Annotated in this window: 19 protein-coding genes and 1 pseudogene; 7 read left to right on the top strand and 13 right to left on the bottom strand. The window is 71.4% G+C overall.

The genetic code is table 11. The annotated features are described in order from the left end of the window. Positions 1–222 precede the first annotated feature (222 nt). Entirely contained in the window at positions 223–969 is a 747-nt protein-coding gene (locus tag OG293_RS30650; RefSeq protein WP_406002010.1) for an SDR family oxidoreductase, read from the top strand. Positions 970–1,185: 216 nt separating this feature from the next. Here OG293_RS30650 and OG293_RS30645 read toward each other — a convergent pair whose 3' ends face one another. After that, positions 1,186–2,355, bottom strand: coding sequence for an ROK family transcriptional regulator (locus tag OG293_RS30645; protein ID WP_406002009.1), 1,170 nt, complete (start codon positions 2,353–2,355; stop codon positions 1,186–1,188). A gap of 89 nt (positions 2,356–2,444) precedes the next feature. On the opposite strand from OG293_RS30645, the gene OG293_RS30640 reads away from it, so the two are divergent. Then, positions 2,445–3,680, top strand: a complete 1,236-nt coding sequence (locus tag OG293_RS30640; RefSeq protein WP_406002008.1) for an MFS transporter — start codon at positions 2,445–2,447, stop codon at positions 3,678–3,680. Positions 3,681–3,842: 162 nt separating this feature from the next. Here the strand turns inward: OG293_RS30640 and OG293_RS30635 are convergent, their stop codons facing one another. Beyond that, on the bottom strand, positions 3,843–4,625 hold the full coding sequence (locus OG293_RS30635) for a glycoside hydrolase family 6 protein (RefSeq protein WP_406003763.1): 783 nt from the start codon (positions 4,623–4,625) through the stop codon (positions 3,843–3,845). Here OG293_RS30635 and OG293_RS30630 point away from each other — a divergent pair. Together OG293_RS30630 and OG293_RS30625 are read left to right on the top strand one after the other, a co-directional pair. Next, complete coding sequence (locus OG293_RS30630; RefSeq protein ID WP_406003865.1) at positions 4,507–4,995, top strand: hypothetical protein; 489 nt, start codon at positions 4,507–4,509, stop codon at positions 4,993–4,995. The two genes, OG293_RS30635 and OG293_RS30630, sit on opposite strands and share 119 nt — an antisense overlap. A gap of 121 nt (positions 4,996–5,116) precedes the next feature. Then, positions 5,117–5,821 carry a DUF5995 family protein gene (locus tag OG293_RS30625; protein WP_406002007.1) on the top strand — a complete coding sequence of 235 codons (705 nt, stop codon included), beginning with the start codon at positions 5,117–5,119 and terminating at the stop codon, positions 5,819–5,821. 151 nt (positions 5,822–5,972) lie between these two features. Here the strand turns inward: OG293_RS30625 and OG293_RS30620 are convergent, their stop codons facing one another. The 7 genes and pseudogenes from OG293_RS30620 to OG293_RS30590 all read right to left on the bottom strand — a co-directional run bounded on the left by OG293_RS30620 (position 5,973) and on the right by OG293_RS30590 (position 12,902). Next, a complete protein-coding gene (locus tag OG293_RS30620) occupies positions 5,973–7,682 on the bottom strand; it encodes a flavin monoamine oxidase family protein (protein ID WP_406002006.1) in 1,710 nt (569 codons plus the stop codon). Between the two features lie 80 nt (positions 7,683–7,762). Next, positions 7,763–8,554: a carbon-nitrogen hydrolase family protein gene (locus OG293_RS30615; RefSeq protein ID WP_406002005.1), complete on the bottom strand. Its 792-nt coding sequence runs from the start codon at positions 8,552–8,554 to the stop codon at positions 7,763–7,765. Positions 8,555–8,955: 401 nt separating this feature from the next. Then, positions 8,956–9,411, bottom strand: a complete 456-nt coding sequence (locus OG293_RS30610) for an Lrp/AsnC family transcriptional regulator (protein ID WP_406002004.1) — start codon at positions 9,409–9,411, stop codon at positions 8,956–8,958. A gap of 10 nt (positions 9,412–9,421) precedes the next feature. Continuing rightward, positions 9,422–9,631 (bottom strand): annotated as a pseudogene (locus OG293_RS30605) (amino acid permease C-terminal domain-containing protein); the annotation flags it as partial. Positions 9,632–9,757: 126 nt separating this feature from the next. Continuing rightward, on the bottom strand, positions 9,758–10,126 hold the full coding sequence (locus OG293_RS30600; protein WP_406002003.1) for a DUF742 domain-containing protein: 369 nt from the start codon (positions 10,124–10,126) through the stop codon (positions 9,758–9,760). Positions 10,127–10,129: 3 nt separating this feature from the next. Next, positions 10,130–10,552, bottom strand: a complete 423-nt coding sequence (locus OG293_RS30595; RefSeq protein WP_406002002.1) for a roadblock/LC7 domain-containing protein — start codon at positions 10,550–10,552, stop codon at positions 10,130–10,132. Next, positions 10,545–12,902: a nitrate- and nitrite sensing domain-containing protein gene (locus OG293_RS30590; protein WP_406002001.1), complete on the bottom strand. Its 2,358-nt coding sequence runs from the start codon at positions 12,900–12,902 to the stop codon at positions 10,545–10,547. Before OG293_RS30590 ends, OG293_RS30595 begins: the two co-directional genes overlap by 8 nt. A gap of 173 nt (positions 12,903–13,075) precedes the next feature. On the opposite strand from OG293_RS30590, the gene OG293_RS30585 reads away from it, so the two are divergent. After that, positions 13,076–14,086, top strand: a complete 1,011-nt coding sequence (locus OG293_RS30585) for a GDSL-type esterase/lipase family protein (RefSeq protein ID WP_406002000.1) — start codon at positions 13,076–13,078, stop codon at positions 14,084–14,086. Between the two features lie 34 nt (positions 14,087–14,120). Beyond that, the gene (locus OG293_RS30580) at positions 14,121–14,525 is read left to right on the top strand and encodes an ATP-binding protein (protein ID WP_406001999.1); all 405 of its coding nucleotides are present in this window, start codon (positions 14,121–14,123) and stop codon (positions 14,523–14,525) included. Positions 14,526–14,701: 176 nt separating this feature from the next. Here the strand turns inward: OG293_RS30580 and OG293_RS30575 are convergent, their stop codons facing one another. From OG293_RS30575 to rpe, 4 genes are all read right to left on the bottom strand, one after another. Then, positions 14,702–15,577, bottom strand: a complete 876-nt coding sequence (locus OG293_RS30575) for an RNA polymerase sigma factor SigF (protein WP_406001998.1) — start codon at positions 15,575–15,577, stop codon at positions 14,702–14,704. 185 nt (positions 15,578–15,762) lie between these two features. Continuing rightward, positions 15,763–17,226, bottom strand: a complete 1,464-nt coding sequence (locus tag OG293_RS30570; RefSeq protein ID WP_406003762.1) for a GuaB1 family IMP dehydrogenase-related protein — start codon at positions 17,224–17,226, stop codon at positions 15,763–15,765. 401 nt (positions 17,227–17,627) lie between these two features. Continuing rightward, the gene (locus OG293_RS30565; RefSeq protein WP_406001997.1) at positions 17,628–18,662 is read right to left on the bottom strand and encodes a sugar-binding transcriptional regulator; all 1,035 of its coding nucleotides are present in this window, start codon (positions 18,660–18,662) and stop codon (positions 17,628–17,630) included. A gap of 75 nt (positions 18,663–18,737) precedes the next feature. Then, entirely contained in the window at positions 18,738–19,424 is a 687-nt protein-coding gene (gene rpe / locus OG293_RS30560; protein WP_406001996.1) for a ribulose-phosphate 3-epimerase, read from the bottom strand. Positions 19,425–19,559: 135 nt separating this feature from the next. Between rpe and OG293_RS30555 the strand changes: the two genes are divergently transcribed. Next, complete coding sequence (locus OG293_RS30555; protein WP_406001995.1) at positions 19,560–21,734, top strand: MMPL family transporter; 2,175 nt, start codon at positions 19,560–19,562, stop codon at positions 21,732–21,734. The last annotated feature ends 9 nt before the right edge of the window (positions 21,735–21,743 follow it).

Here is a 21,743-nt window from a genome sequence, read left to right as displayed (position 1 = left end):
CGTGGGGTGTCGACCGCCCGGCGGCGGAGCCCGGCCCTTGCCGCCGTCGGGCTTCGGCCTTTCACCATTTCAGCCATGCGGGCTTTCAGCCTTGCGGGCTTGCGGGCATGCGCTTGCGTGCTTGCGCCGCGAGTCCCGGACCATGGCGCCTTCCCCTTCCCCTCCGACCGGCAGCCGCCGCTGCCACACGCCTTCGTCACGCGCCTCTGCCACGCTGGTGCCATGACCTCGATCCTGGTGACGGGTGGTACGGGAACGCTGGGCAGCCTGGTGTGCGAGCGGTTGCGCGAGCGCGGGCACGCGGTCCGGGTCCTCAGCCGCCATGCGCGGCCGTACGCCGTCGACCTGCGCGACGGCTCCGGCCTGGAGGCAGCGGTCGACGGGGTGGACGCGATCGTCCACTGCGCCTCCACGCCCCGGGGCGGCGACGACAGAGCGGCAGCGCATCTGCTCTCGGCCGCACGCGGGGCCTCGGTGCCCCATCTCCTGTACATCTCCATCGTCGGCGTGGACCGGCTGCCGCTCGGCTACTACCGGATGAAGCACAAGGCCGAGCGGATGATCGAGGAAGCCGGAAAACGGGGTCCGGGCTGGACCGTGCTGCGTACGACGCAGTTCCACGACCTCGTCTTCCGGCTGATGGCGGGGGCGGCGAGGCTTCCGGTGCTGCCGTTGCCGTCGGGAGTGCGCCTCCAGCCCGTCGACGCGGGCGAAGTAGCCGACCGGCTGGCCGAGTTGGCCGTGGGCGCGCCCGCGGGCCGGGTCGAGGACATGGGCGGCCCGCAGGTCCGGCCGCTGCCGGACCTGGCGCACGCGTATCTGCGCGCAACCGGCCGCCGTCGGCCCGTGGTGCCGGTGCGGCTGGCCGGCAAGACGTACGCGGGCTACCTCGCCGGCGCACAGCTCACGCCCGACCGGGCCGTCGGGAAGATCACGTTCGAGGAGTACCTGGCCCACCGGCTGGGCTGAGGGGGCCGCGGCGGACGCCGGGGCGCGGGCCGGGCCGAGGGGCCGATGGCGCCGAGATACGCGGTCGGCCGCGACCCGACCCTGCCCGGCTCGGCTCGACCCGGCGGCTCGACCCCGCCCGGCTCGGCTCGGCAGACCGTCGCGGCCGGGCCGGCTCGACTCGGCCGCTCTCCACAGCCGCCGGGCTCCCGGCTCAGCCGGGCTCGGCGTCCGCCGTCAGGCACCCGGTGCGAACAGGTCGTCCTGCGCCGCCTCGCGTGCCGTGAGCAGCGCGCCGCTCAGGACCGCCGAGCCGCCGAGCCGGCCGGCGCGTACCTCCGTCGGCAGCGGGCACAGGCCGACGAGCCGGGACTCGACCTTCGCCGCCAGGACCGCACCGCCCGCGTGGCCGACCTCGCCGCCGAGGACCACGCAGCCCGGGTCGAGCACGGAGGCGACCGCGGCCACACCGAGGACGAGGCGCTCGGCCAGGGCGTCGAGAAAGTCGTCGCGCCCGGCCGCCACGGCCGCCCGCACAGGACCCGCTGCCGCGGGTTCCCGGTCGTGGGCCCCCTCGATGCCGTACCCGGCGGCGAGCACACAGATCGCGGCGGAGCCCGCGAGCGAGTGGAAGCCTCTCTCGCAGTCCACGGCGGACGGGATGCCGGCCGTCCCCGGTACCGGCAGGAAGCCGATCTCGCCCGCGCCGCCCGACGCACCCCTGCGGAGCCTGCCGTCGAGGAAGAGGGCGGCCCCGACTCCGTGCCCGAGCCAGAGGAGGACGAAGGTGTCGCGGTCACGGGCCGCACCGAGGCGCTGTTCGGCGACGGCCGCCAGATTGGTCTCGTTCTCGACCAGCACGCGCGCCGCAAGACGTTCCTGGAGCGCGGCGACCAGGCTGCGGTGCCAGGCGGGCAGGCCGGAGGTGTCGCGCAGTTCGCCGGTGGCCGGGTCGATGAGGCCGGGCGCGCCGATGCCGACGCTGTGCAGCCCGGCCGCTCCGGCTTGCTTGGCGGTACCCTCCAGCAGCGCCACCGCCTGTTCGACCACGAGCTCGGTGCCGGTGTCGCTGCCGATCGGCAGCGAGGCCTCGGCGAGGATGACTCCGAGCAGGTCGGCGACGACGACGGTGACGCTCCGGGTGCGTACGTCGAGGGCGGCGAGATGCGCTCGGTCGGCGACGATCCCGTACACCCGGGCATTGGGCCCCCGGCGCTCCGCGCCCGCCTCGCCGACGACCTGGATCAGGCCGGAGCCCTGGAGCCGCTCCACCAGGTCGGCGACGGTGGGGCGGGAGAGTCCGGTCATGGTCTTCAACTGCCCTGCCGTCAACGGGCCCTCCTGCTGCAGGAGCCGCAGGGCGAGCCGGTCGTTGATGGCCCGGGCGGTGCTCGGGGATGCGGGCATGCCGGAATCCTTCCAGATCCCGCCTCCACTATTTATCAGGCAGGGTTCCTGATAGTTTACGCACTACATTGGCGGGGAGGGATATCCACATGGCGGACGAAGTGGTCTTCGGACAGCGGCAGTTGAAGCGGGCGCGGTATTCCGTGGCCGCCGTCTTCTGTGTGCACGGCGCTGTGACCGGCAGTTTCGCCACCCGTATCCCCTGGATCCAGGACCACGCCTCGATCGGCGCGGGACAGCTCGGCCTCGCGCTCGCCTTCCCCGCGCTCGGCGCATCCGTCGCGATGCCCCTGGCCGGCGCGGTCAGTCATCGCTTCGGAGCGCGCAACGCACTGCGCGGGCTGCTCACCCTGTGGACGCTCGCGCTGGTCCTGCCCTCCTTCGCCCCGAACCTGCTCACGCTCTGCGCCGCACTCTTCGTGTTCGGGGCGTCGGCGGGGATGTCCGACGTGGCGATGAACGCCCTGGGCGTCGAGATCGAGAACCGTCTCGACCGTTCGATCATGTCCGGCCTCCACGGCATGTGGAGCGCGGGTGCCCTGATCGGCTCGGCGGGCGGCACGCTCGCCGCCCATCTGGGCAGCGACGCCCGGCTGCACCACGCCCTGGCCGCCGTGACGCTCACCGCGTTCGGACTGGTCGCCTGTCAGGGCGTACTGGATCTGCGCAGCGCTCCGGACGAGGAGCCGCCCCCGCGCTTCGCGCTGCCACCGAAGTCCGCGCTGGTCATCGGGGCGATCGGCTTCTGCGCGGTGTTCGCCGAGGGCGCGAGCCTGGACTGGTCGGCGGTCTATCTGCGCGACGAGATGGACACCTCGGCGGGTCTCGCGGCAGCCTCCACGACCGCGTTCGCGCTGACCATGGCCATCGCCCGGCTGGCCGGCGACCGGATCGTGGACCGGTTCGGGCCCGTGCGCACGGTCAGAGTGGGCGGCGTGCTGGCGACCATGGGCGGACTGCTGGTGGTGATCGCTCCGCACCCGGCCGTGGCGCTCGGCGGCTTCGCGTTCATCGGACTCGGGGTGGCCGTCGTCGTGCCGCTGGCCTTCGCGGCGGCCGGACGCAGCGGGCCCAACCCCAGCCAGGCCATCGCGGGTGTCGCGACCATCACGTACACCTCCGGCCTGATCGCACCGTCGGCGATCGGCGCGGTCGCCGACGCGACGAGCCTGGTGGTCTCCTTCGGGCTGGTGACCGCGCTGGCGTGCGCACTGGTCGCCGGGGCGGGCGTCCTGCGGTCGGCGGGACGGGCACAGCACGACTCCTCCCTGCCCGCGGCGGCTCCGTCGCCGGAGGGACTGGAGGTCAGCCGCTCCGGCGACTGAGAAGCGCTCAGCCGGCGATCGAGTCGACCTGTTCCGCGGCAAGACGTGGGAGCCACTGCTGGATTCAGGCGCTCCCGCCGAGGCGAGCAGCGCGGCCGGGACCAGGAGCGCGTCTCGGCGTACGAGGGGGGCCGGAGGGCGAGGGGTGCGCGGAGCGTACCGTCAGCCCGTCGCCAACTCGTAGGCGTAGTCGGGGGTGAAGGACCCGGCGTCGCCCTTGCAGCCGTCCGACTCCCCGGGCAGCTTGACCCACAGATAGGCGTCGATCCCCGCCTCGCCGGTGACGGTGGTCGGCGCGCGGCCGATCGCCCGCCCGGCGGGGTCGCACCACTGCCCGGCCGGGGGCGCACCGTTGCCGTTGCGGCTGGTGTCGATCACCGCCCCGAGGCCCGGCCTGCCGCCGAGGGCCGCCAGCACCCGGCGTGCGTAGGCCACCTCGTCGGCCGTGCTGTGGAAGTTGGAGACGTTGGTGAAGATGCCGTCGCCGCTGGTGCCCGCCTGGGCCGAGCGAAGCGCCGCGGCCTGCTCGGCCGCCGGCAGCCATCCCGAGTGCCCCGCGTCGAAGTAGACCCTGGCACGGGGGTTGGCCGCCTTCATCGTCCGAGCTGCGCGCCCGAGTGCCGCGAAGCGCGCGGACCGCCGATCGGCGGACAGGCAGTCGATCTGGGCGATCGAGTCGGGTTCGAGGATCACCAGGACCGGTTTGTCGCCGAGGCCGGCGGCGAACTCCCTGACCCATCCGTCGTACGCGTCGAGGTCCGGGGCGCCGCCCTCGGACGCACCCCCGCAGTCCCGGTCCGGTATCGCGTAGGCCACCAGGACGGCCGTGCGGTTCACCGCCGCGGCAGCCGACGTCACCGACCGCACCCTGCCTCTGACCGCGCCGGGGTCGTACTCGGTGAACCAGACGGCGCTCGGCTGTGCCGCGATCCGTGATTCGATCACGGTCCGCCTCGGATCGCCGCGGTGCGCGCGGACCCAGTCCAGCACCTGTGACTCGGAGTGCCTGTACAGGACGGCAGGGGCGGCGGCGGAGCGTGGGCGTCTGGGCGCGACGGACGGGGACGGCTCGGGCACCGGGCTCGGTGAGGCGCTGGGCCGTGGGCGGGTGGGCGTCGCGGACGGTACGGCGGGCAGCGGTGCGGGGACCGTGGCCCTGGCGACCGAAGGGGCCGCCCGCCTCTTCTCGTCGTGCGCCGACAGCTGCGACACCACACCGGCCGCCGCCGCGGCCGCGACCACGGCCGACGCGGCCACCACCATCGCCCGACGGCGCGCGGCGCGCCGTCCGGCAGCACGCTCGGCACGAAGCTGAGTACGGACGCCTGACACTTTCTCCCCCTCCAGGTGACACCGGCAGCGCCGTCGTTCCCCCGTTCTGGGGAAGCCCCGGCCGGGCACCACGGCCACGAGCCTATGGCTGGGAACCTTCGTTCATGGCGCAGATGGAACTTTTCTCTGTGCGGTCCGGCGGCGGCCCGGCCGCGGTCGACTCGGTGGTGGCGCGTATGTCCGCGTACGGATCCGCCTGGCCGGCCACGGACGGCCTCGCGGTGTTCAACCGGGTCTACCTCATGGTCACCGAGGAGATCGGGCGGCGCATCGACGGCGGAGGTTTCCCCGACCCGCGGGCCGCCACCACCCTGAGCGTGCTCTTCGCCGAGCGCTATCTCACCACGGTGGGCGCGACCGCCGACGGTGTGCGTCCGCCCGCCTGCTGGCGGCCGCTGTTCCAGTACCGCCGCCATCCCGGCGTACGCCCCCTCCAGTTCGCGCTGGCCGGGATCAACGCGCATATCGGGCACGACCTGGCGCTCGCCGTGGTGGACACCTGCCATGCGCTCGGCCGCGAACCGGCCGGTGTGGAGGGTGAGTTCGAGCGGGTCGGCGACATCCTCGAACTGCTTGAGGAGCGCATCCGCGAGGATCTGATGCCCGGCCCCGACCTGTTGCAGGTCGCCGACCCGCTGACCCACCTGGTGGGATCATGGAGCCTGGAGCGGGCCCGCGCGGGCGCCTGGTCGGCGGCGCGGCTGTTGTGGCGGCTGAGGGATCTTCCGGAGCTGGCCGCGGAGTTCACCGACCGGCTGGACGCAGGCGTCGGCCTGGTCGGCCGCTGCCTGCTCACACCCTGGCGCTGAGGCCGGGCCCGGCCACGAGGCCGGTTCAGGAATTGAGTGCCGTCCGGGGACGGCCGGATCGCGGCCGGCCCCGGACGACAGGTCGGTACGCCGACCTGCGTGCGTCGGCGGGAGGCATGGGCGCAGCCCTCGTCGGACAGAGGGCGACGGGTCAGTCCTCCGGCAGCTCGACCGGGGCGATCTCGTCGTAGAGGTCGCCGGGGCCCGGGTTGCCCGGGTCGGTCGTACCGCCGAGGTGGGCCATCACACCCCACACCGCGTTCAGCGCGGTCGTGACGGCGCCCTCGGCCCAGCCCGCCGTCCAGGAGATGTCGTCGCCGGCGAGGAAGATGCCCCGCTTGTCCTCGGGCAGCCGGTCCTGCATGAAGTGCGTGAACAGACGGCGCTGGTAGCGGTAGTGACCCGGCAGGTTCGCCTTGAACGCGCCCATGAAGTAGGGCTCGTTCTCCCAGGACACGGTGACCGGGTTGCCGATGATGTGGCTGCGGATGTCGACGTTCGGGTAGATCTCGCCGAGCGACTTGAGCATGACCTCCATCCGCTCGTTCGCGGACAGCGGCAGCCACTTGAGGCTGTCGTCGCACCAGGTGTACGACAGGCAGATGACGGCCGGCTTGTCGGGTCCGTTGTCCAGCAGGTACGTACCGCGGGTCATGCGGTCGGTGAGCGTCATCGACATGACGTCACGGCCGGTCGCGTTGCCCTGGCCGTCTACGGCCTTGTCCAGCCAGAACGACCGGTCGACCGGGACGAACAGCTTGGACGACTCCATGTAGTGGGTGCGCTCCATCGCCGTCCAGTGGTCGATCGGGAAGAGCGAGTCGTCGCAGGCGATCTTGGAGAGCAGCATCCAGGACTGCGCGGTGAAGACGGCCGCCTTGTACGTGCGGATGTCGCCCGAGGCGTCGGTGACGGTGATCCGGTTGCCCGCGGTGCGGTGCAGCCGGGTCACGGCCGGCTTGGGCTCGCCGTCGTGCAGGGAGGACAAGGAGGTGCCCGGCGCCCAGTGCACGATCTTGACCGGCTCGCGGTCCCAGAGCCGCAGCGGCAGCTGCTGGCTGCCCTCGACGATGCCGCGGTGGTGGTCGTCGGCCTCGGAGTAGACGACGCGCAGGATCTCCAGGATGGAGTTGGGGAAGTCGGTGTCCCAGCCGCCCGTGCCGAAGCCGACCTGGCCGAAGATCTCGCGGTGCCGGAAGGACTTGAAGGCCTCGGACTCGCAGAGGAAGCCGTAGAACGTCTGGTTGTCGAGCTTCTCGACCAGCTCGGCCCAGATCTCGCGGATGCGCGGCACATCGCGCTCCCGCATGGCGCGGTTCATGTCGGAGAAGTCGGCGCCCTCCTCCAGACAGGCGTTCCAGGCGTCCATCACATCGCGGTAGACCTGCGGCAGGTCGTCGATGGTCTCGGCGTAGTGCGACTCGCCCTTGAGGTCGACGACGGTCGAGGGGGTGGTGGGCGCGAGGGGGTTGGGGAAGGGCTCGGTGGTCAGGCCAACGAGGTCGATGTAGTGCTGGAGCGCGGTGGAGGAGGGCGGGAAGCGCATCGCGCCCATCTCGGCGCTCAGCTCGGGGTCGCAGCCGTCGAAGCCGACGGTACGCAGCCGCCCGCCGATCTGGTCCGCCTCGTAGACGACGGGCTTGAGGCCCATCTTCATCAGCTCGTAGGCCGCGACGATGCCGGAGAGGCCGCCGCCGATGACCGCGACCTCGGTGCCGTGCTCGGTCGCCGGTATCTGGCCGATGCCGGCCGGGTGGGCCAGGAAGTCGTCGTAGGCGTAAGGAAAGTCCGGACCGAACATGGTGATCGGCGGCTGCTCGTCGGAGTGCTGGACAGCGGTGGTGGGCAGCGTGGACGTCATGGGGTACGGACTCCTTGCGGGAAAGCGTGGTGCGGCGAGCGGGGAGGGGGGAGGGGAGCGGTCGGGCGCGGACGGGCCGGTCAGGATGTGTAGAGGCCTGGGCGGCGGTCACGCAGATACGGGTTGGCCTCGCGCGAAGCGTGCAGCAGGGCGAGGTCCACCTCGCCGATGACGAGCTCCTGGCCGCGGCCGGCGCGGACGCGGGTCGTACCGTCGGGGCTCGCCAGGCAGCTGAGGCCGACGAACTCGAACTCCCCTTCAGGGCCGGTCCTGTTGACGTACGCGATGTACATCTGGCTCTCGAATGCCCGCACTGGGACCAGGGACTCGGCGACGAACTGGAACGGGTGCATCTGGGCCGTCGGCACGAGGAGCAGATCGGTGCCGGCGAGCGCGTGCGCCCTGACGTTCTCCGGGAACTCCACGTCGTAGCAGATCAGCATGCCGACCCGGACGCCGTCGAGCTCGGCCTGGACGACCTGCTGCTCGCCCGGGGTGAACCACCGCTGCTCGAAGCAGCCGAAGAGGTGGGTCTTGCGGTAGTTCGCGAGGCTGCTGCCGTCCCGGGCGATCAACCGGGCCGAGTTGAAGATCAGCTCCCCCTCGCGCTCCGGGTAGCCGTACATCACCGCGATGCCGTGGCGCTCCGCGATCTCCGCGACGGACCGCGCCCCCGGGCCGTCAGCGGGCTCGGCCAGCACAGGCATCTCGTCACCGATCGCGTACCCGGTCAGGAACATCTCGGGGCAGATCAGCAGTCCGGCACCGGCCTTTGCGGCACGGCCGGCGGCATCGTCGAGCTCCTTGAGGTTCTCGGCGACCGAGCCCGGTCGGCCGGAGCTCTGGAGCAGGGCGGTGCGCAGCGGGGACATGGGCGACCTCGGGGCGTGGATGCGGGGCGAAGAAGACACTAAGACGGTACGTTCCGGACTTCGGCCCGGACAAGGCGTGACCGTTGCGCGCCGATGGTCGATCCATTGCGCAATGAGCGGTGGTCACGGCGATTCATTGCGCGTGGGCGTGTCCCAGTACAGCAGAAGGTTCACGGAGCCCGCGGCGGGGGTCCGCGTCGCTGTTCGGGCGAACGCACCTGCTGCCGCGGTCGCAGACGGCAGGGCGCCTCCCCGCCCCGGACCTGCCCCGGTGCGTCGGCTCGGCTTCCTTCGAGAGGGTCAGGGCGCGGACGGGCGACTTCGCGGTCGTGCCCTGGAACCCGAAGCGCTGACGCCTCGGGTTCCAGGGGCCAGGGACGGTTCCGCGTGGGCGCGCGCAGCTATGTGGGCGCGCCCGACGAGAAGCGGCGCAGCAGCGGGGAGAGCACCAGCACCGATTTGGTGCGCTCCACGAACGGCTCGCCCGCGATCCGCTCCAGCACCCGTTCGAAGTGGCGCATGTCGGCGGCGAACACCTGGATGATCGCGTCCGCCTCACCGGTGACGGTGGAGGCGGACGCGACCTCCGGGTACCGCTTCAGAGCCCGTTCGATGGCCGCGGGCGAGGTATTGCGGCTGCAGTAGATCTCGATGAAGCCCTCGGTCTCCCAGCCGAGGGCCGCCGGGTCCACCCGCACGGTGAACCCGGTGATGGCGCCTTCGGCGCGCAGCCGGTCGACCCGCCGCTTGACGGCGGGCGCCGAGAGGCCGACCTCGGAGCCGATGTCCGCGTAGGAGCGGCGGGCGTCCTCGGCGAGGGCGTGGACGATGCGTTCGTCGAGATCGTTCAGTCGCACTGCGGGTGGATCACTTCTCTGCCGTGGCCAGTCGGGAGCGGCGCATGCCGTATCCGAAGTAGAACACGAGGCCGACGATCATCCAGCCTCCGAAGACCGCCCAGGTGACGCCCGGAAGGCTGACCATCATGGAGAGGCAGAACAGGAGGCCCAGGATCGGGGTCGCCGGGAAGAGCGCAACGCGGAAGGTGCGCGGCATGTCGGGCCGGGTGTACCTCAGGTACGGGGCCTGAGCCTATGAGCCCCTGCTCACGCACCGTAATGCAGGGTTGTTGCGCATCAGCGGCCGATCATTGCGCGCAGAAGTGAGCCACGGGGAAACATTGCGCCGTGGTGAACGGAAGCCTCACAGCTCCCTGAGGCGGTCGACGATGTCGCGCAGCAGCTCGGGGTCGTCGAGACCCTCGTGGGTGACCGGCGCGGAGATGCGGACGAGACCGGCCTCGACGAGGTCGGTGAGCAGCACGCGGACGACGGTCAGGGGCAGATCGGCGTCGGCTGCGACCTCGGCGACGGGGCGCGGCTCGCGCCGCACCAGTTCGAGGAGCGAGCTGCGGGCATGATCGAGCGGCGGCTCGGTTCCGTCCGGGTCGACGGCCGTGACCTGCGACATCAGCTCGATGCCGTGTTCGGAGGCGGGACGGGTCCGGCCCTGGGTGACCGTGTACGGCCGCACCAGGGGCCCGGTCTCGTCCTCGTACCAGTGGTCGCTCACGGATCAGGAGTCGGTGGCCTCGGGGGCGGTGCGGGTGGGGACGGCCATATGCCGGCCCACCCGCCTGACCAGGAGCGCCATTTCGTGGGCGAGCTGTCCGACGTCGGTCTCGATGTCGGAGAGCACCGCGAGCCTGCTGCCGTCGCCGGCCGGGGTGATGAAGAGGAAGGCGTTGTCGAGCATGACCATCGTCTGGCGCACACTGCCGGCCTCGAAGCGGCTCCCCGCCTCCTTGGCGAGGCTGTGGAAGCCCGCGCACACGGCGGAGAGGTGCTCGATGTCCCTCCTGACCATGCCCCGGGAGGCGCTGCTGACCAGACCGTCGGCCGTCAGCAGCACGGCCTGCCGGACGTGGTCGGTCCTGGCCAGCAGATCGTCCAGCAGCCAGCCGAGATCCGACTGGTCATCGGTGCCTTCGTCAGCCATCGTGGTCCGTCCCTTCGTCTGTGGTGCGGGGGCGCGGTGCGGCGCCCGGCGACGCGGGGCCGACCGTATCGCCCTTGCGACCGCGGTCGAGACCGGCCTGGAAAGCTCCGAAGATCGAGCGCATCTCCTCCGGGGACACCTCTCGCCCGGGGCTCTCGGCGGAGGCGGCCGGTTTTTCGCGCAGGGGAGGTGCGAGCGACGCCTGGCGCACCCGGGTGGGCAGCGCACGGAGGGCCGGGCCGTCCGGGGCGGACGCCTCCTCCGGCGGCTCGGGGGCCGGAGCCTCGTCCGGCGGCTTCGGGGCGGGGTCCTCCGTGGCGGGCTCGTCCGGGGCGCGGTCGTGGACCGCGGGCACGGCCTCAAGGGCGCGGGGGGCGGGCACGGCGCGCACGGCCGCGGGCCTCGCCTCATGTGCGAGCCGCACCTCGCCGGTCCGACGGGCGCCGGGGGCGACCGGGTGCTCGGCCGGCTCGACGGGGGCGAGGACGGCGCGCGGCAGCAGCACCACGGCCGTCGTGCCGCCGTACGGCGACGGGGTGAGGGTCACCCCGATCCCGTGCCGCTCGGCGAGCCGTCCGACGACATAGAGACCGAGGCGGTCGTCCTGCGCCGGGTCGAAGTCCCCGGGCCGCGCGAGCATGCGGTGCGCCTGCTTCAGCTCTCCGTCGTCCATGCCGAGACCGCGGTCGTCGATCTCCAGGACGAAGCCGTTGCGGGCGTCGCCGGTACGCATGGTGACCTGGGTGTGCGGCGGCGAGAACGTGGTGGCGTTCTCGACGAGTTCGGCGATCAGATGCACCACGTCCGCCACCGCGTCGGCTCTGATGCCGACCGCGGGCATCGGCGGTACCACGACCCGGGTGTAGTCCTCGATCTCGCCGACGGCCGCGGAGACGATGTCCGCCACCGGCACGGGCCGCCGCCAGCGCCGGCCCGGCGTGGCGCCCGACAGGATGATCAGGCCTTCCGCGTGGCGTCGCATCCGGGTCGTCAGATGGTCGATCCGGAAGAGATCCTCCAGCGTGTCCGGATCACTGGTGCGCCTTTCCAGGGTGTCGACCAGCTTCGACTGACGGTGGACCAGCGACTGGTTGCGGCGGGCGATGTTGAGCAGGACCGCGAAGACCCCCCGGCGCAGGGTCGCCTGCTTGACGGCCGCCTCGACGGCCGCCAGGCGCGCCGAGTTGAGCGCCTGGCCGACCTGGCCGATCTCGTCGAGCTCCTCGTCCTCGTCACCGAAGTCCAGGGGCGGGGCGGCCCGGGCGGCGTCCACCTCTTCGCCGGCTCCGAGCCGTTCCATCACCTCGGGCAGCTGACGGGTGGCCAGCACATCGGCGGCGTCGCGCAGTTCTTCGAGGCGGCGCGCGATACGCCGTCCACTGACCACGGAGAACCAGATCGACAGGGCGACGGCGATCAGTCCCAGCCCGCCGACCACGGCCGCTTTGACCATCTCGCGGTAGGCGAAGGCCCTGCCCCGGTCCGCGGTGTTGAGCGCCGCGTCGGTGCACAGCAGCATGTAGCGCTTGACCGCGCGGTCCGTCGTGGTCCGCCAGGAGTCGGCGGCCATGGCCCGGCCCGCGCGGTTGGCGCCCGCGCGCAGCAGTGCGTCCTCGCCGGCGGTCAGCGCGCGGTACTCCTCCCTCCGCTCGAAGTCCGTGAACAGCTGCCGCGAGTCGTCGGGGAGGTCGGGGACATACGTACGGTGGAAGACCCGCCGGTCCTCGATGGTGGCGGTGAGCGTGTCGTACTGCCGGTCGCTGAGCCTGCCCGCGGCGCGTGCCCCGGCCACGAGGGCGTCCTCACGGGAGACGAACTCCCGCACCCGCACCAGTTCGATGACGACCTGGCCCTCCCGGGCCAGCTGACCCGCCTGCAGTGCCGTGAGTGTGGACTGTACGTCGAAGGTCGGTTCCACCATGGCGGTGTACGCCTCGACGGCTCCGTCCCACGAGACGGCCCGGGTCATCACCTTCGCCCGCAGCTCCTCCAGACCGTCGACGGCGCTGCTCATCGCGTCGAGGGACTGCCGCTGCCGGTCGGACAGATCCTCGCGCCGCTCACGGTCGCCGATGGCGTCCCGCATGGCGCGCACGGCCCGGTCGGTCGAGCGCTGCTGCCGGGTGAGGGCGGCCACGGCGTCCGCGCTGTCCTGCTGCCGGGTGCCCAGATATTCGGCGGAGACGCGCCGTTCGATCTGGATCTGACCGACGGCGGTGTCGACCGGTGTGCCGAAGCTCTCGTACACGCCCTGGACACGGATCAGGGCCCGCAGGTCACCGGTGACGGACACCATGGCGAAAGTCCAGAGTGCCATCAGCGCGATGACGGGTATGACCGTCAGAGTCACGATCCGTCCGCGGATCGTGGGGCGGCGAAGTCGCCGGCGCATGGTCTCCCCAGAGCAATAGGACATCGGATCAGCGGTGGTTACCCTCCGGTAGGGGCAGTCAAGCTACGCGACGTGGCACGGACAACGCAACGTTCCCGGAGGTAACCGTTCCCAGCCCATGGAGGTCGACGGTGAACTGGCTCGATCCCAGCCCCTTTCTGCGCGGCGTGGCCTGGCTCGACAAGGGGCGCCCGGTGCGCGCCGACCCTGCCGACCTGGGCAGACTGCCGTGGGACATCACCGAGCGCGCCGCGCTGCCGATCGGCGTCCGGCTGGAATTCACCTCCGAGGGCGCAAGGGCCGTCGAGATCCGCTACCGCGCGGTCTTTCCGGGCCCCTCCGACGCCCTCAGGGACGTGGCGCACCGCTTCGCGCTCTGGGGGCCCGACGGCTTCGTCTCCGAGACGATCACGGAGCCGGCCGCCGAGGCCCGGGTGACCGTCCCGCTCCCGGCTTCCTGCGGCGGCCCCTTCACGATCCACCCGCCAGAGGCCCGGTCCCCCGAGATCCTCGCTCTGCGGGGCGTCGGCGGCTCCATCGGGCCCGCACCCCACCGGCCTCGCTGGCTCGTTCACGGCGACTCCATCACCGAGGGCTGGTGGTCCACCCGCCCCGCGCACTCCTGGCCCGCCGTCGCGGGCCGGGCCCTCGGCCTGAACGCCGTCAACCTCGGCTATGCGGGCTCGGCCCACGGCGAACTTGCGACAGCGGAACAGCTGGCAGTCCTTCCCGCCGATGTGATCACGCTCGCCTTCGGCACCAACTGCTGGACCGGCGTTCCCTGTTCGGCCACGCTGCTGTACGAAACGACACGGGCGTTCCTCGCGGTCGTACGCCAGGGGCACCCGGACACCCCCCTGCTGCTGGTCTCACCCGTACTGTGCCCCGCGGCCGAAGAGAGCCCCAACAGGCTCGGCGCGACACTCGCCGAGCTGCGCTCCGCGATGGAACGGGCCGTACGCGACCGCGTCGACGGTGACCGGGAGACGCCCGGTGACCCGCGGCTCGCGCTGCTACCCGGACGCGATCTGATCGGCCCGGAACACCTGGCGGACGGTGTGCACCCCGACGACGAGGGCCATGCGGCGATCGGAGCCGCGGTCGCCGAGGCGATCCGTACGAGACTTCGTCGGACCGGCTGATAGAACTGCGACGCGTGGGGTAGGCGAACGGGAGATGAACGCTCAGCCTCACGTGGTGATCGACCGGTCGCCGCAAGAAGACGGCGCGGGGTGCCGCCGGGCCACCGCGGACCTTCTGTCGCAGCACTGTCCCTGGGCCGACCCGGACGCGGTGCTGCTGGTCGTCTCCGAGCTGGTCGCCAACGCGATCCGGCACACCACGGGCTGGTGGCGGCTGCATGTGACCGTCGGCCTGGACAGGCTGGTGGTCGAGATGGACGACTCCAGCCCGCAGCCTCCCGTACCCCGCGAGCCGGACTTCGGCGGCGGTGGCGGTTTCGGCTGGCACATGGTGCTGAACCTGGCGGGGCAGGTGGAGGTCCGCCCACTGCCGTACGGCAAAAGGGTCCAGGCGACCTGGCTGCGTCCGGGGCCCGCGCCCGCCACGCCCTCGGCCTGATCACGACCGCCCGCCGGTCCGCCCACCGAGGCACCGCGCCGGGCAGGCACCCGTCCGCATCGCCCATGCGCCAAGCTCCCCCACCGGAGAAGCGGCGTCCCGGAGCCGGGACGCCGCTTCTCCCGTGGGGGAGCTTGGCGGGTCGGTCACGACCCAGGGCCGACAGGTCGGGCAGATCACTCCACGACGAGCAGTCCCGCCCGCAGCCGCTTGGTGATGCGCGTCAGCAGCCGGGAGACATGCATCTGGGAGACGCCCAGTTCCACGCCGATCTCCGACTGGGTCATCTCCTGGCCGAAGCGCATCCGCAGAATGTCCCTGTCCCGGTCGTCCAGTTCATCGATGAGGGGTTTGAGAGCCTGGACGTTCTCCGCGATCTCAAGATCGGCGTCGGGCGCGCCCAGCCGGTCCGACAGCGGCGCGGGTGCGTGGTCGGAGGCGTCGTCGACCGGCATGTCGATGGAGCCGGCCGTATAGCCGTTGCTCGCCACCACGCCCTCGATGACCTCTTCCTCGTCGAGCCCGAGGTGTTCGGCGAGCTGGGCCGTGTTCGGGGCGCGGTCCAGTTTCTGCGAGAGTTCGTCGGTCGCCTTGGCCAGGTCGATCCTCAACTCCTGCAGTCGGCGCGGCACATGGACGGCCCAGCTGGTGTCGCGGAAGAAGCGCTTGATCTCGCCGACGATGTACGGAACGGCGAACGTCGCGAACTCCACCTCGCGGCTCAGCTCGAACCGGTCGATCGCCTTGATCAGGCCGATGGTGCCGACCTGGACGATGTCCTCCATCTGCTCGGCCCGGTTGCGGAATCGGCCGGCCGCGTACCGGACGAGGGCGAGGTTCAGTTCTATGAGGGTGTTCCGCACGTACTGGTGCTCGTGCGTACCCTCCTCCAGAGAGGCCAGCCGTACGAAGAAGAGCTTCGAGATCTCGCGTGCGTCCCTGGGCGCCACCTCCCCTGGGTTCCGCACTTCCGGAAGATCCAGCTCCGCCATGCTCGGGCGGTGTGTTCCAGGCTGCGTGAGTTCGGTCGCGACCGTGCTCGCCGTGGACACTTAGTCCTCCCCTGCTCGTGGTCAGTGCAGGGCGCGTATACCCGGGTTCTGGCCACCCATGCATGCCAATTCCGGAAGTTGAGGAATTCGGAGCCGGGGATTCGGAAACACCGCGTCCGGCCACCGTCTCTCGGTGGCCGGACGCGGGTGCGGTGAGATCCGAGGGCTGGTCCGAAGGACAGCCTTTAGCTCCAACTGGCGTGCAGCGGCTTGCCCTCGGCGTAACCGGCGGCGCTCTGGATGCCCACGATGGCCCGCTCGGCGAACTCCTCCAGCGAACCGGCACCGGCATAGGTGCAGGAGGAACGGACGCCCGCGATGATCGAGTCGATCAGGTCCTCGACCCCCGGACGGGTCGGGTCGAGAAACATGCGCGAGGTGGAGATGCCTTCCTCGAACAGCGACTTGCGGGCCCGGTCGTACGCAGACTCCTCGCTCGTACGGTTCCGGACGGCGCGCGCGGACGCCATGCCGAACGACTCCTTGTACAGGCGGCCGTCGGCGGCCTGCTGGAGGTCGCCCGGGGACTCGTAGGTCCCGGCGAACCACGAACCGATCATGACGTTCGACGCACCGGCGGCAAGGGCCATGGCGACGTCGCGCGGGTGGCGCACACCGCCGTCGGCCCAGACGTGCTTGCCGTACTTCTTCGCCTCGGCGGCGCACTCCAGCACCGCCGAGAACTGCGGGCGGCCCACGCCGGTCATCATGCGGGTGGTGCACATGGCGCCGGGGCCCACACCGACCTTGATGATGTCCGCGCCGGCCTCGATGAGATCGCGGACGCCCTCGGCGGCGACGATGTTGCCCGCGACGATCGGCACCTGCGGGTCGAGTCCGCGGACCGCCTTGATCGCGGCGATCATCGACTCCTGGTGACCGTGGGCGGTGTCCACGACGATGGTGTCCGCGCCGGCGTCCAGCAACTGCTTGGCCTTGCCGGCCACATCGCCGTTGATGCCCACGGCCGCGGCGACACGCAGCTTGCCGTCGGCGTCGACGGCCGGGGTGTAGAGGGTCGCGCGCAGTGCGCCCTTGCGGGTGAGGATGCCGACGAGCCGGCCGTCCTTGTCCACGGCAGGGGCATAGCGGCGGTTGGCGTGGTCGAGCGTGTTGAAGGCGTCGCGCGGGTCTATGTCCGCGTCGAGGAGCAACAGGTCCCTGGACATGACCTCGGACAGCTGGGTGAAGCGGTCGACGCCCGACAGGTCCGCGTCGGTGACGACACCGACCGGCCGCTGGTCGGCGTCGACGACGACGCCGGCGTCGTGCGCCCGCTTGGGCAGCAGGGACAGCGCGTCGGCGACGGTCTGGCCGGGGGCCAGCACGATGGGCGTGTCCAGGACGAGATGGCGCGTCTTGACCCAGCTGATGACGTCTTTGACGACCGCGATCGGGATGTCCTGGGGGATGACGACGAGGCCGCCCCGGCGGGCGAGCGTCTCGGCCATGCGACGGCCGGCGATGGCGGTCATGTTCGCGGCGACCAGCGGGATGGTGGTGCCGGTGCCGTCCGGCGCCGAAAGGTCCACGCCCTGGCGGGAACCGACGGCCGAGCGGCTCGGCACCATGAATACGTCGTCGTACGTCAGGTCGTACGGCGGCTTCAGGTCATTGAGGAAACGCACGTGCTGAACATCCCAGTCGATCGGAGTTGGCCCCCGGTCATGTCAGCCGGGGAAATCGCACGTACTTCATTCTCCCATGCCCGTGCGAAGGAAGGGCCGGGAGGAAACTCCAGCTCGTGCACGTGGCGTCGAGCAGATCCTCCAAACGCGGGGGTGGACCAGAACCCCCGAACGCGGGGGTGGACGCGGGTACCCGGGACCGCCTGGCGCCCCGGAACGCCCGGTGAGCCGACGAAGGCCCGGGGACCCGGTGTCCGGCGCCTCTCCCTGCCACCTGCGGGCGCCTTCGGCACCGTACGCCGGGCCGGTCGCCCAGGACCGCCCACGCCCGCACCCAGGACCACCGCGGGCTCCCCCAGGACCACCGCGTGCTCCGCACCCGTCCTCACCCGGTGCGGGCGCCCGCGACCGGTCCCGTGAGGTCAGTCGTCCGGATCCGCCCGGTCCAGCGCCGGTCTCGGTCCCGGGGCCGCCGTCAGCAGTTGGTCCGCCGCGGCCGTGTCCGTCACCAGGCTGGTGACGAGACCGGAGCGCAGGACGGCCCCGATCGCATCCGCCTTGCGCTGGCCGCCCGCGATCGCGACCACCTCGGGGATACGGCGCAGCCGGTCCGCCTCGACCGTGATGCACCGCTCGCCCAGGTCGCGGCCCACCCTGCGGCCCTCGGCGTCGAAGAGGTGCGCGGACATCTCGGCCGCGACACCGAGCGAGGCGTAGTGCGCGCGCTCCTCGTCCGTGAGCATGTCGTGCACGGTCGAAATGCCCGGCTCCCAGGATCCGATGGAGACGGCCGCCACGGTGACCTTGTCGAAGTACTCGAAGGCGCGCGCGATCCCGGTCTGGCTGCGCAGAGCCGCGGCGGTGGCCGGGTCGGGCAGCAGCATCGGAGCGTAGATGGGATGGGCCTCGCCGCCGGAGACCTGGGCGGCGCGCCGTACGGCCTCGACCGAGCCGCGTTCGGCGGTCCCGGCGTCGTACACACCCGTGAGCTGCACGACCGTGCACGGCGGAAGCCGGTCGAGCGCGGCGGCCATATGGATCGTGGACCGGCCCCAGGCCAGCCCGAGCACATCGCCTTCGTTCACCAGTTCGCCGAGCAGATCGGCGGCCACTTCGCCGAGGTTCTCCGGGTCGGGCGACTCGTCCGCGGCCTCGGCCGGGGACTCGACGACGACCGCGTGGCGCAGTCCGTAACGGGCGCGGAGCGCGTCGGAGCGCTCCGCGTCCAGCTCCGCGGGTACGCGGATCTCGATCCTCACAAGATCACGTTCGAGAGCGGTCTCCAGGACCCGGGCGACCTTGAAGCGGCTGACGCCGAACTCCTCAGCGATCTGGATCTTGGATTTGCCCTCGAGATAGAAGCGGCGGGCCATGGCCGCCGCCTGCACCAGCTCCGCGGGTCCCATCCGCATGGCTGACCGGCCCGTCGACACCGCGATCTCCTCACTGCTGTTCACACTCCGGATCCGTCATCCTGTCAGATCCGACGGATCTTGATCAGCCCTGATGGGCCGAGTTCACTTGCTTGTGGCTCAGTGGTTGCACGCCCAGGCCGCCGTGGCGGTCGTCCCGGCCGCCCTGGCCCGCAGCGCACTCACCGCCTGAGCCGGGTCTTTCGCCCCGTAGACCGCGGAGCCGGCGACGAACACATCGGCTCCGGCCTCCGCGCACCGCTCGATCGTGGCGTCCGAGACACCGCCGTCGACCTGGAGCCAGAGCTGGAGGCCGTGCTTGGAGATCAGCTCACGAGTGCGCCGGATCTTGGGCAGCATGATGTCGAGGAAGGCCTGGCCCCCGAAGCCGGGCTCCACGGTCATGATCAGCAGCATGTCGAGCTCGGGAAGCAGGTCCTCGTACGGCTCGATGGGGGTGGCGGGCTTCAGCGCCATGGCGGCACGGGCGCCCTTGGCCCTGATCTCGCGGGCGAGGCGTACGGGGGCGGCGGCGGCCTCGACGTGGAACGTGACGGATCCCGCGCCCGCTTCAACGTACTGCGGGGCCCACCGATCGGGGTCCTCGATCATCAGATGGCAGTCCAGCGGAGTGTCCGTCGCACGGCTGAGGGATTCCACGATCGGCACGCCCAGGGTCAGGTTGGGCACGAAGTGGTTGTCCATGACATCGACGTGCAGCCAGTCTGCACCGTCGACTGCCTTCGCCTCCTCCGCCAGGCGAGAGAAGTCGGCGGAGAGGATACTGGGATTGATCTGAACGGCCATGGGCCAAGCCTGCCATGTTCCGGGCCTCTTCCCCTCACCAGTTCGGCTCCCGGTACGGACCAGAGGCTCTCCGGATACGCACAGTTCGCGCAATCCTGGCGATTCGGCCCACGACAAGGGGCAATTGGGGGCGTCATGGCGGACGCGCACAAGGGACAAGTACGGCCCAAGAAAGGCGTGGCCCATCTGGTCTGCGGTCGCCGCAGCAAGTGGGTCGTTCTGGTTCTCTGGGTTGCCGTGCTCCTGGTGGCCGCCCCCCTGGCCCAGAAACTCGGCGACGCGCAGGACAACGACGCCGCGTCCTGGCTGCCGGGCAGCGCCGAGTCGACCCAAGTGCTCCAGGAGTCGAAGGAGTTCAGGCCCGAGGTCATCCCGGCGGTCGTCGTGTACGCGCGCGAGAGCGGCCTGACCCCGGCCGACCGGCTGCGCATCGCCGCGGACGCCGTCGAGATCAAGCAGCTGCGGGACCACGGCGTGCGCGGCGACGAGGTCCGCGGCCCCGTCTACGACCGGCAGGCCGACCCCCGGGCCGCCCAGGTCTTCGTACCGATCACGATGGACGAGCAGGGCTGGGATCGGATCGCTCCCGCCGTCGACTCCATCCGGGACATCACAGGGCAGGGCGGCCAGGGCCTCGCCGTCCACATCACCGGCCCCGGTGGAACGGCCGCCGACTTCTCCGAGGCGTTCGAGGGCATCGACTCCACGCTGCTGTTCGCGGCACTGGGCGTCGTCGTCGTGATGCTGCTGATCACCTTCCGCAGTCCGACGCTGCTGCTCGTCCCCGTGATCGCGGTGGTCGCCGCGCTCGCCGCAGCCCAGGCACTGATCTATCTCCTGGCCACACATGCCGATCTGACCGTCAATGGCCAGAGCGCGGGCATTTTGACCGTCCTGGTGTTCGGCGCGGGGACGGACTATGCCCTGCTGCTCGTCGCCCGCTACCGCGAGGAGCTGCGCCGTCACGATGACCGGCACGAGGCCATGGCGCTGGCGATGCACCGCGCGGGCCCCGCCGTCCTGGCCAGTGGCGCCACGGTGGTGCTGGGCATGCTGGTGCTGCTGGCCGCGGAGATGAACTCCACCAGCGGGCTCGGCCCGGTCGCCGCGATCGGCGTCGCGGTCGCCCTGGTTGCCATGATCACGCTGTTCCCGGCCCTCCTGGTGATCTTCGGCCGCTGGATCTTCTGGCCCACGATTCCGCACCTCGGCTCGGAGGAGCCGAATGTGCGCGGTTTCTGGGCCCGAACGGGAACCCGGATCTCCCACCGGCCGCGGGCGACCTGGGCCATCACCGCCCTGGTGCTCGCCGCCTTCTCGCTCGGCCTCACCCAGCTGCGGGCCGAGGGCATCAGCAACGCCGACTCCTTCACCGGCAAGCCCGACTCGATCGTCGGGCAGGAGGTCCAGGCGAAGTACTTCGCGGCCGGCAGCGGTGACCCGCTGGTGATCATCAGCAACGCGCCACAGGCCCGTCAGGTCGGGCTGGCCGTCGCCACGACCCCCGGTGTGGTCCCGCCGACGATCGGCATTCCGCCCGGCACCAAACCGATCAACGACGGGCGGGTGCTGTTCGAGGCGACGATGACAGATCCCGCGGACAGCGCGGCCGCCAAGGCGACGGTCGAGCGGGTACGGGACGCGGTTCACGCGGTCCCGGACGCCGACGCGCAGGTCGGCGGCGGCACTGCCGCTGTGCTGGACGCCGAGGACGCCACCACGCACGACAACTATCTGATCATTCCGTTGGTCCTTGTGGTGGTGCTGCTGGTGCTGTCGGTGCTGCTGCGCGCTGTGGTCGCCCCTCTGCTGCTGATCGCGACGGTCGTGCTCTCCTTCGCCGCCGCGCTGGGGCTCAGTGCGCTCGCGTTCCGGTACATCTTCGACTACGCGGGCGAGACGACGGACTTCCCGCTCTTCGTCTTCGTGTTCCTGGTGGCCCTGGGCATCGACTACAACATCTTCCTGTCCACCCGGATCCGCGAGGAGGCGGGCCGCCAGGGCACCAGAGCGGGCGTGCTGACCGGCCTCGCCGCCACGGGTGCGGTCATCACCTCGGCGGGCCTGGTCCTCGCGGGCACGTTCGCCGCGCTGGGCACGCTGCCCATGGTCGCCTTCTCCGAGATCGGCTTCGCCGTGGCGCTGGGAGTGCTGATCGACACCTTCATCGTGCGGTCCGTGCTGGTCACGGCGCTGTTCCTGGACGTGGGGCCCATGGTGTGGTGGCCCCACCGGCTGGCCCGCGAGGACGGGCCGCCGAAGGGCCGGGAGCCGGTGCCCGCGGCAAAGACACCGCCGGCCCCGGACTGAGCCCCCACC

Source organism: Streptomyces sp. NBC_00829, assembly GCF_045161795.1.
GTDB lineage: Bacteria > Actinomycetota > Actinomycetes > Streptomycetales > Streptomycetaceae > Streptomyces.
The sequence above is the reverse complement of the archived record's forward strand: the minus strand, read 5'-3'. Positions and strand labels throughout refer to the sequence as shown.

Bases quoted from the DNA above. Each gene is read 5' to 3' on its own strand.
- OG293_RS30555 (WP_406001995.1), top strand. From the start codon at position 19,560: ATGGCGGACGCGCACAAGGGACAAGTACGGCCCAAGAAAGGCGTGGCC.
- OG293_RS30650 (WP_406002010.1), top strand. From the start codon at position 223: ATGACCTCGATCCTGGTGACGGGTGGTACGGGAACGCTGGGCAGCCTG.
- OG293_RS30595 (WP_406002002.1), bottom strand. From the start codon at position 10,552: ATGGCTGACGAAGGCACCGATGACCAGTCGGATCTCGGCTGGCTGCTG.
- OG293_RS30620 (WP_406002006.1), bottom strand. From the start codon at position 7,682: ATGACGTCCACGCTGCCCACCACCGCTGTCCAGCACTCCGACGAGCAG.
- OG293_RS30625 (WP_406002007.1), top strand. From the start codon at position 5,117: ATGGCGCAGATGGAACTTTTCTCTGTGCGGTCCGGCGGCGGCCCGGCC.
- OG293_RS30640 (WP_406002008.1), top strand. From the start codon at position 2,445: ATGGCGGACGAAGTGGTCTTCGGACAGCGGCAGTTGAAGCGGGCGCGG.
- rpe (WP_406001996.1), bottom strand. From the start codon at position 19,424: ATGGCCGTTCAGATCAATCCCAGTATCCTCTCCGCCGACTTCTCTCGC.
- OG293_RS30615 (WP_406002005.1), bottom strand. From the start codon at position 8,554: ATGTCCCCGCTGCGCACCGCCCTGCTCCAGAGCTCCGGCCGACCGGGC.
- OG293_RS30580 (WP_406001999.1), top strand. From the start codon at position 14,121: ATGAACGCTCAGCCTCACGTGGTGATCGACCGGTCGCCGCAAGAAGAC.
- OG293_RS30645 (WP_406002009.1), bottom strand. From the start codon at position 2,355: ATGCCCGCATCCCCGAGCACCGCCCGGGCCATCAACGACCGGCTCGCC.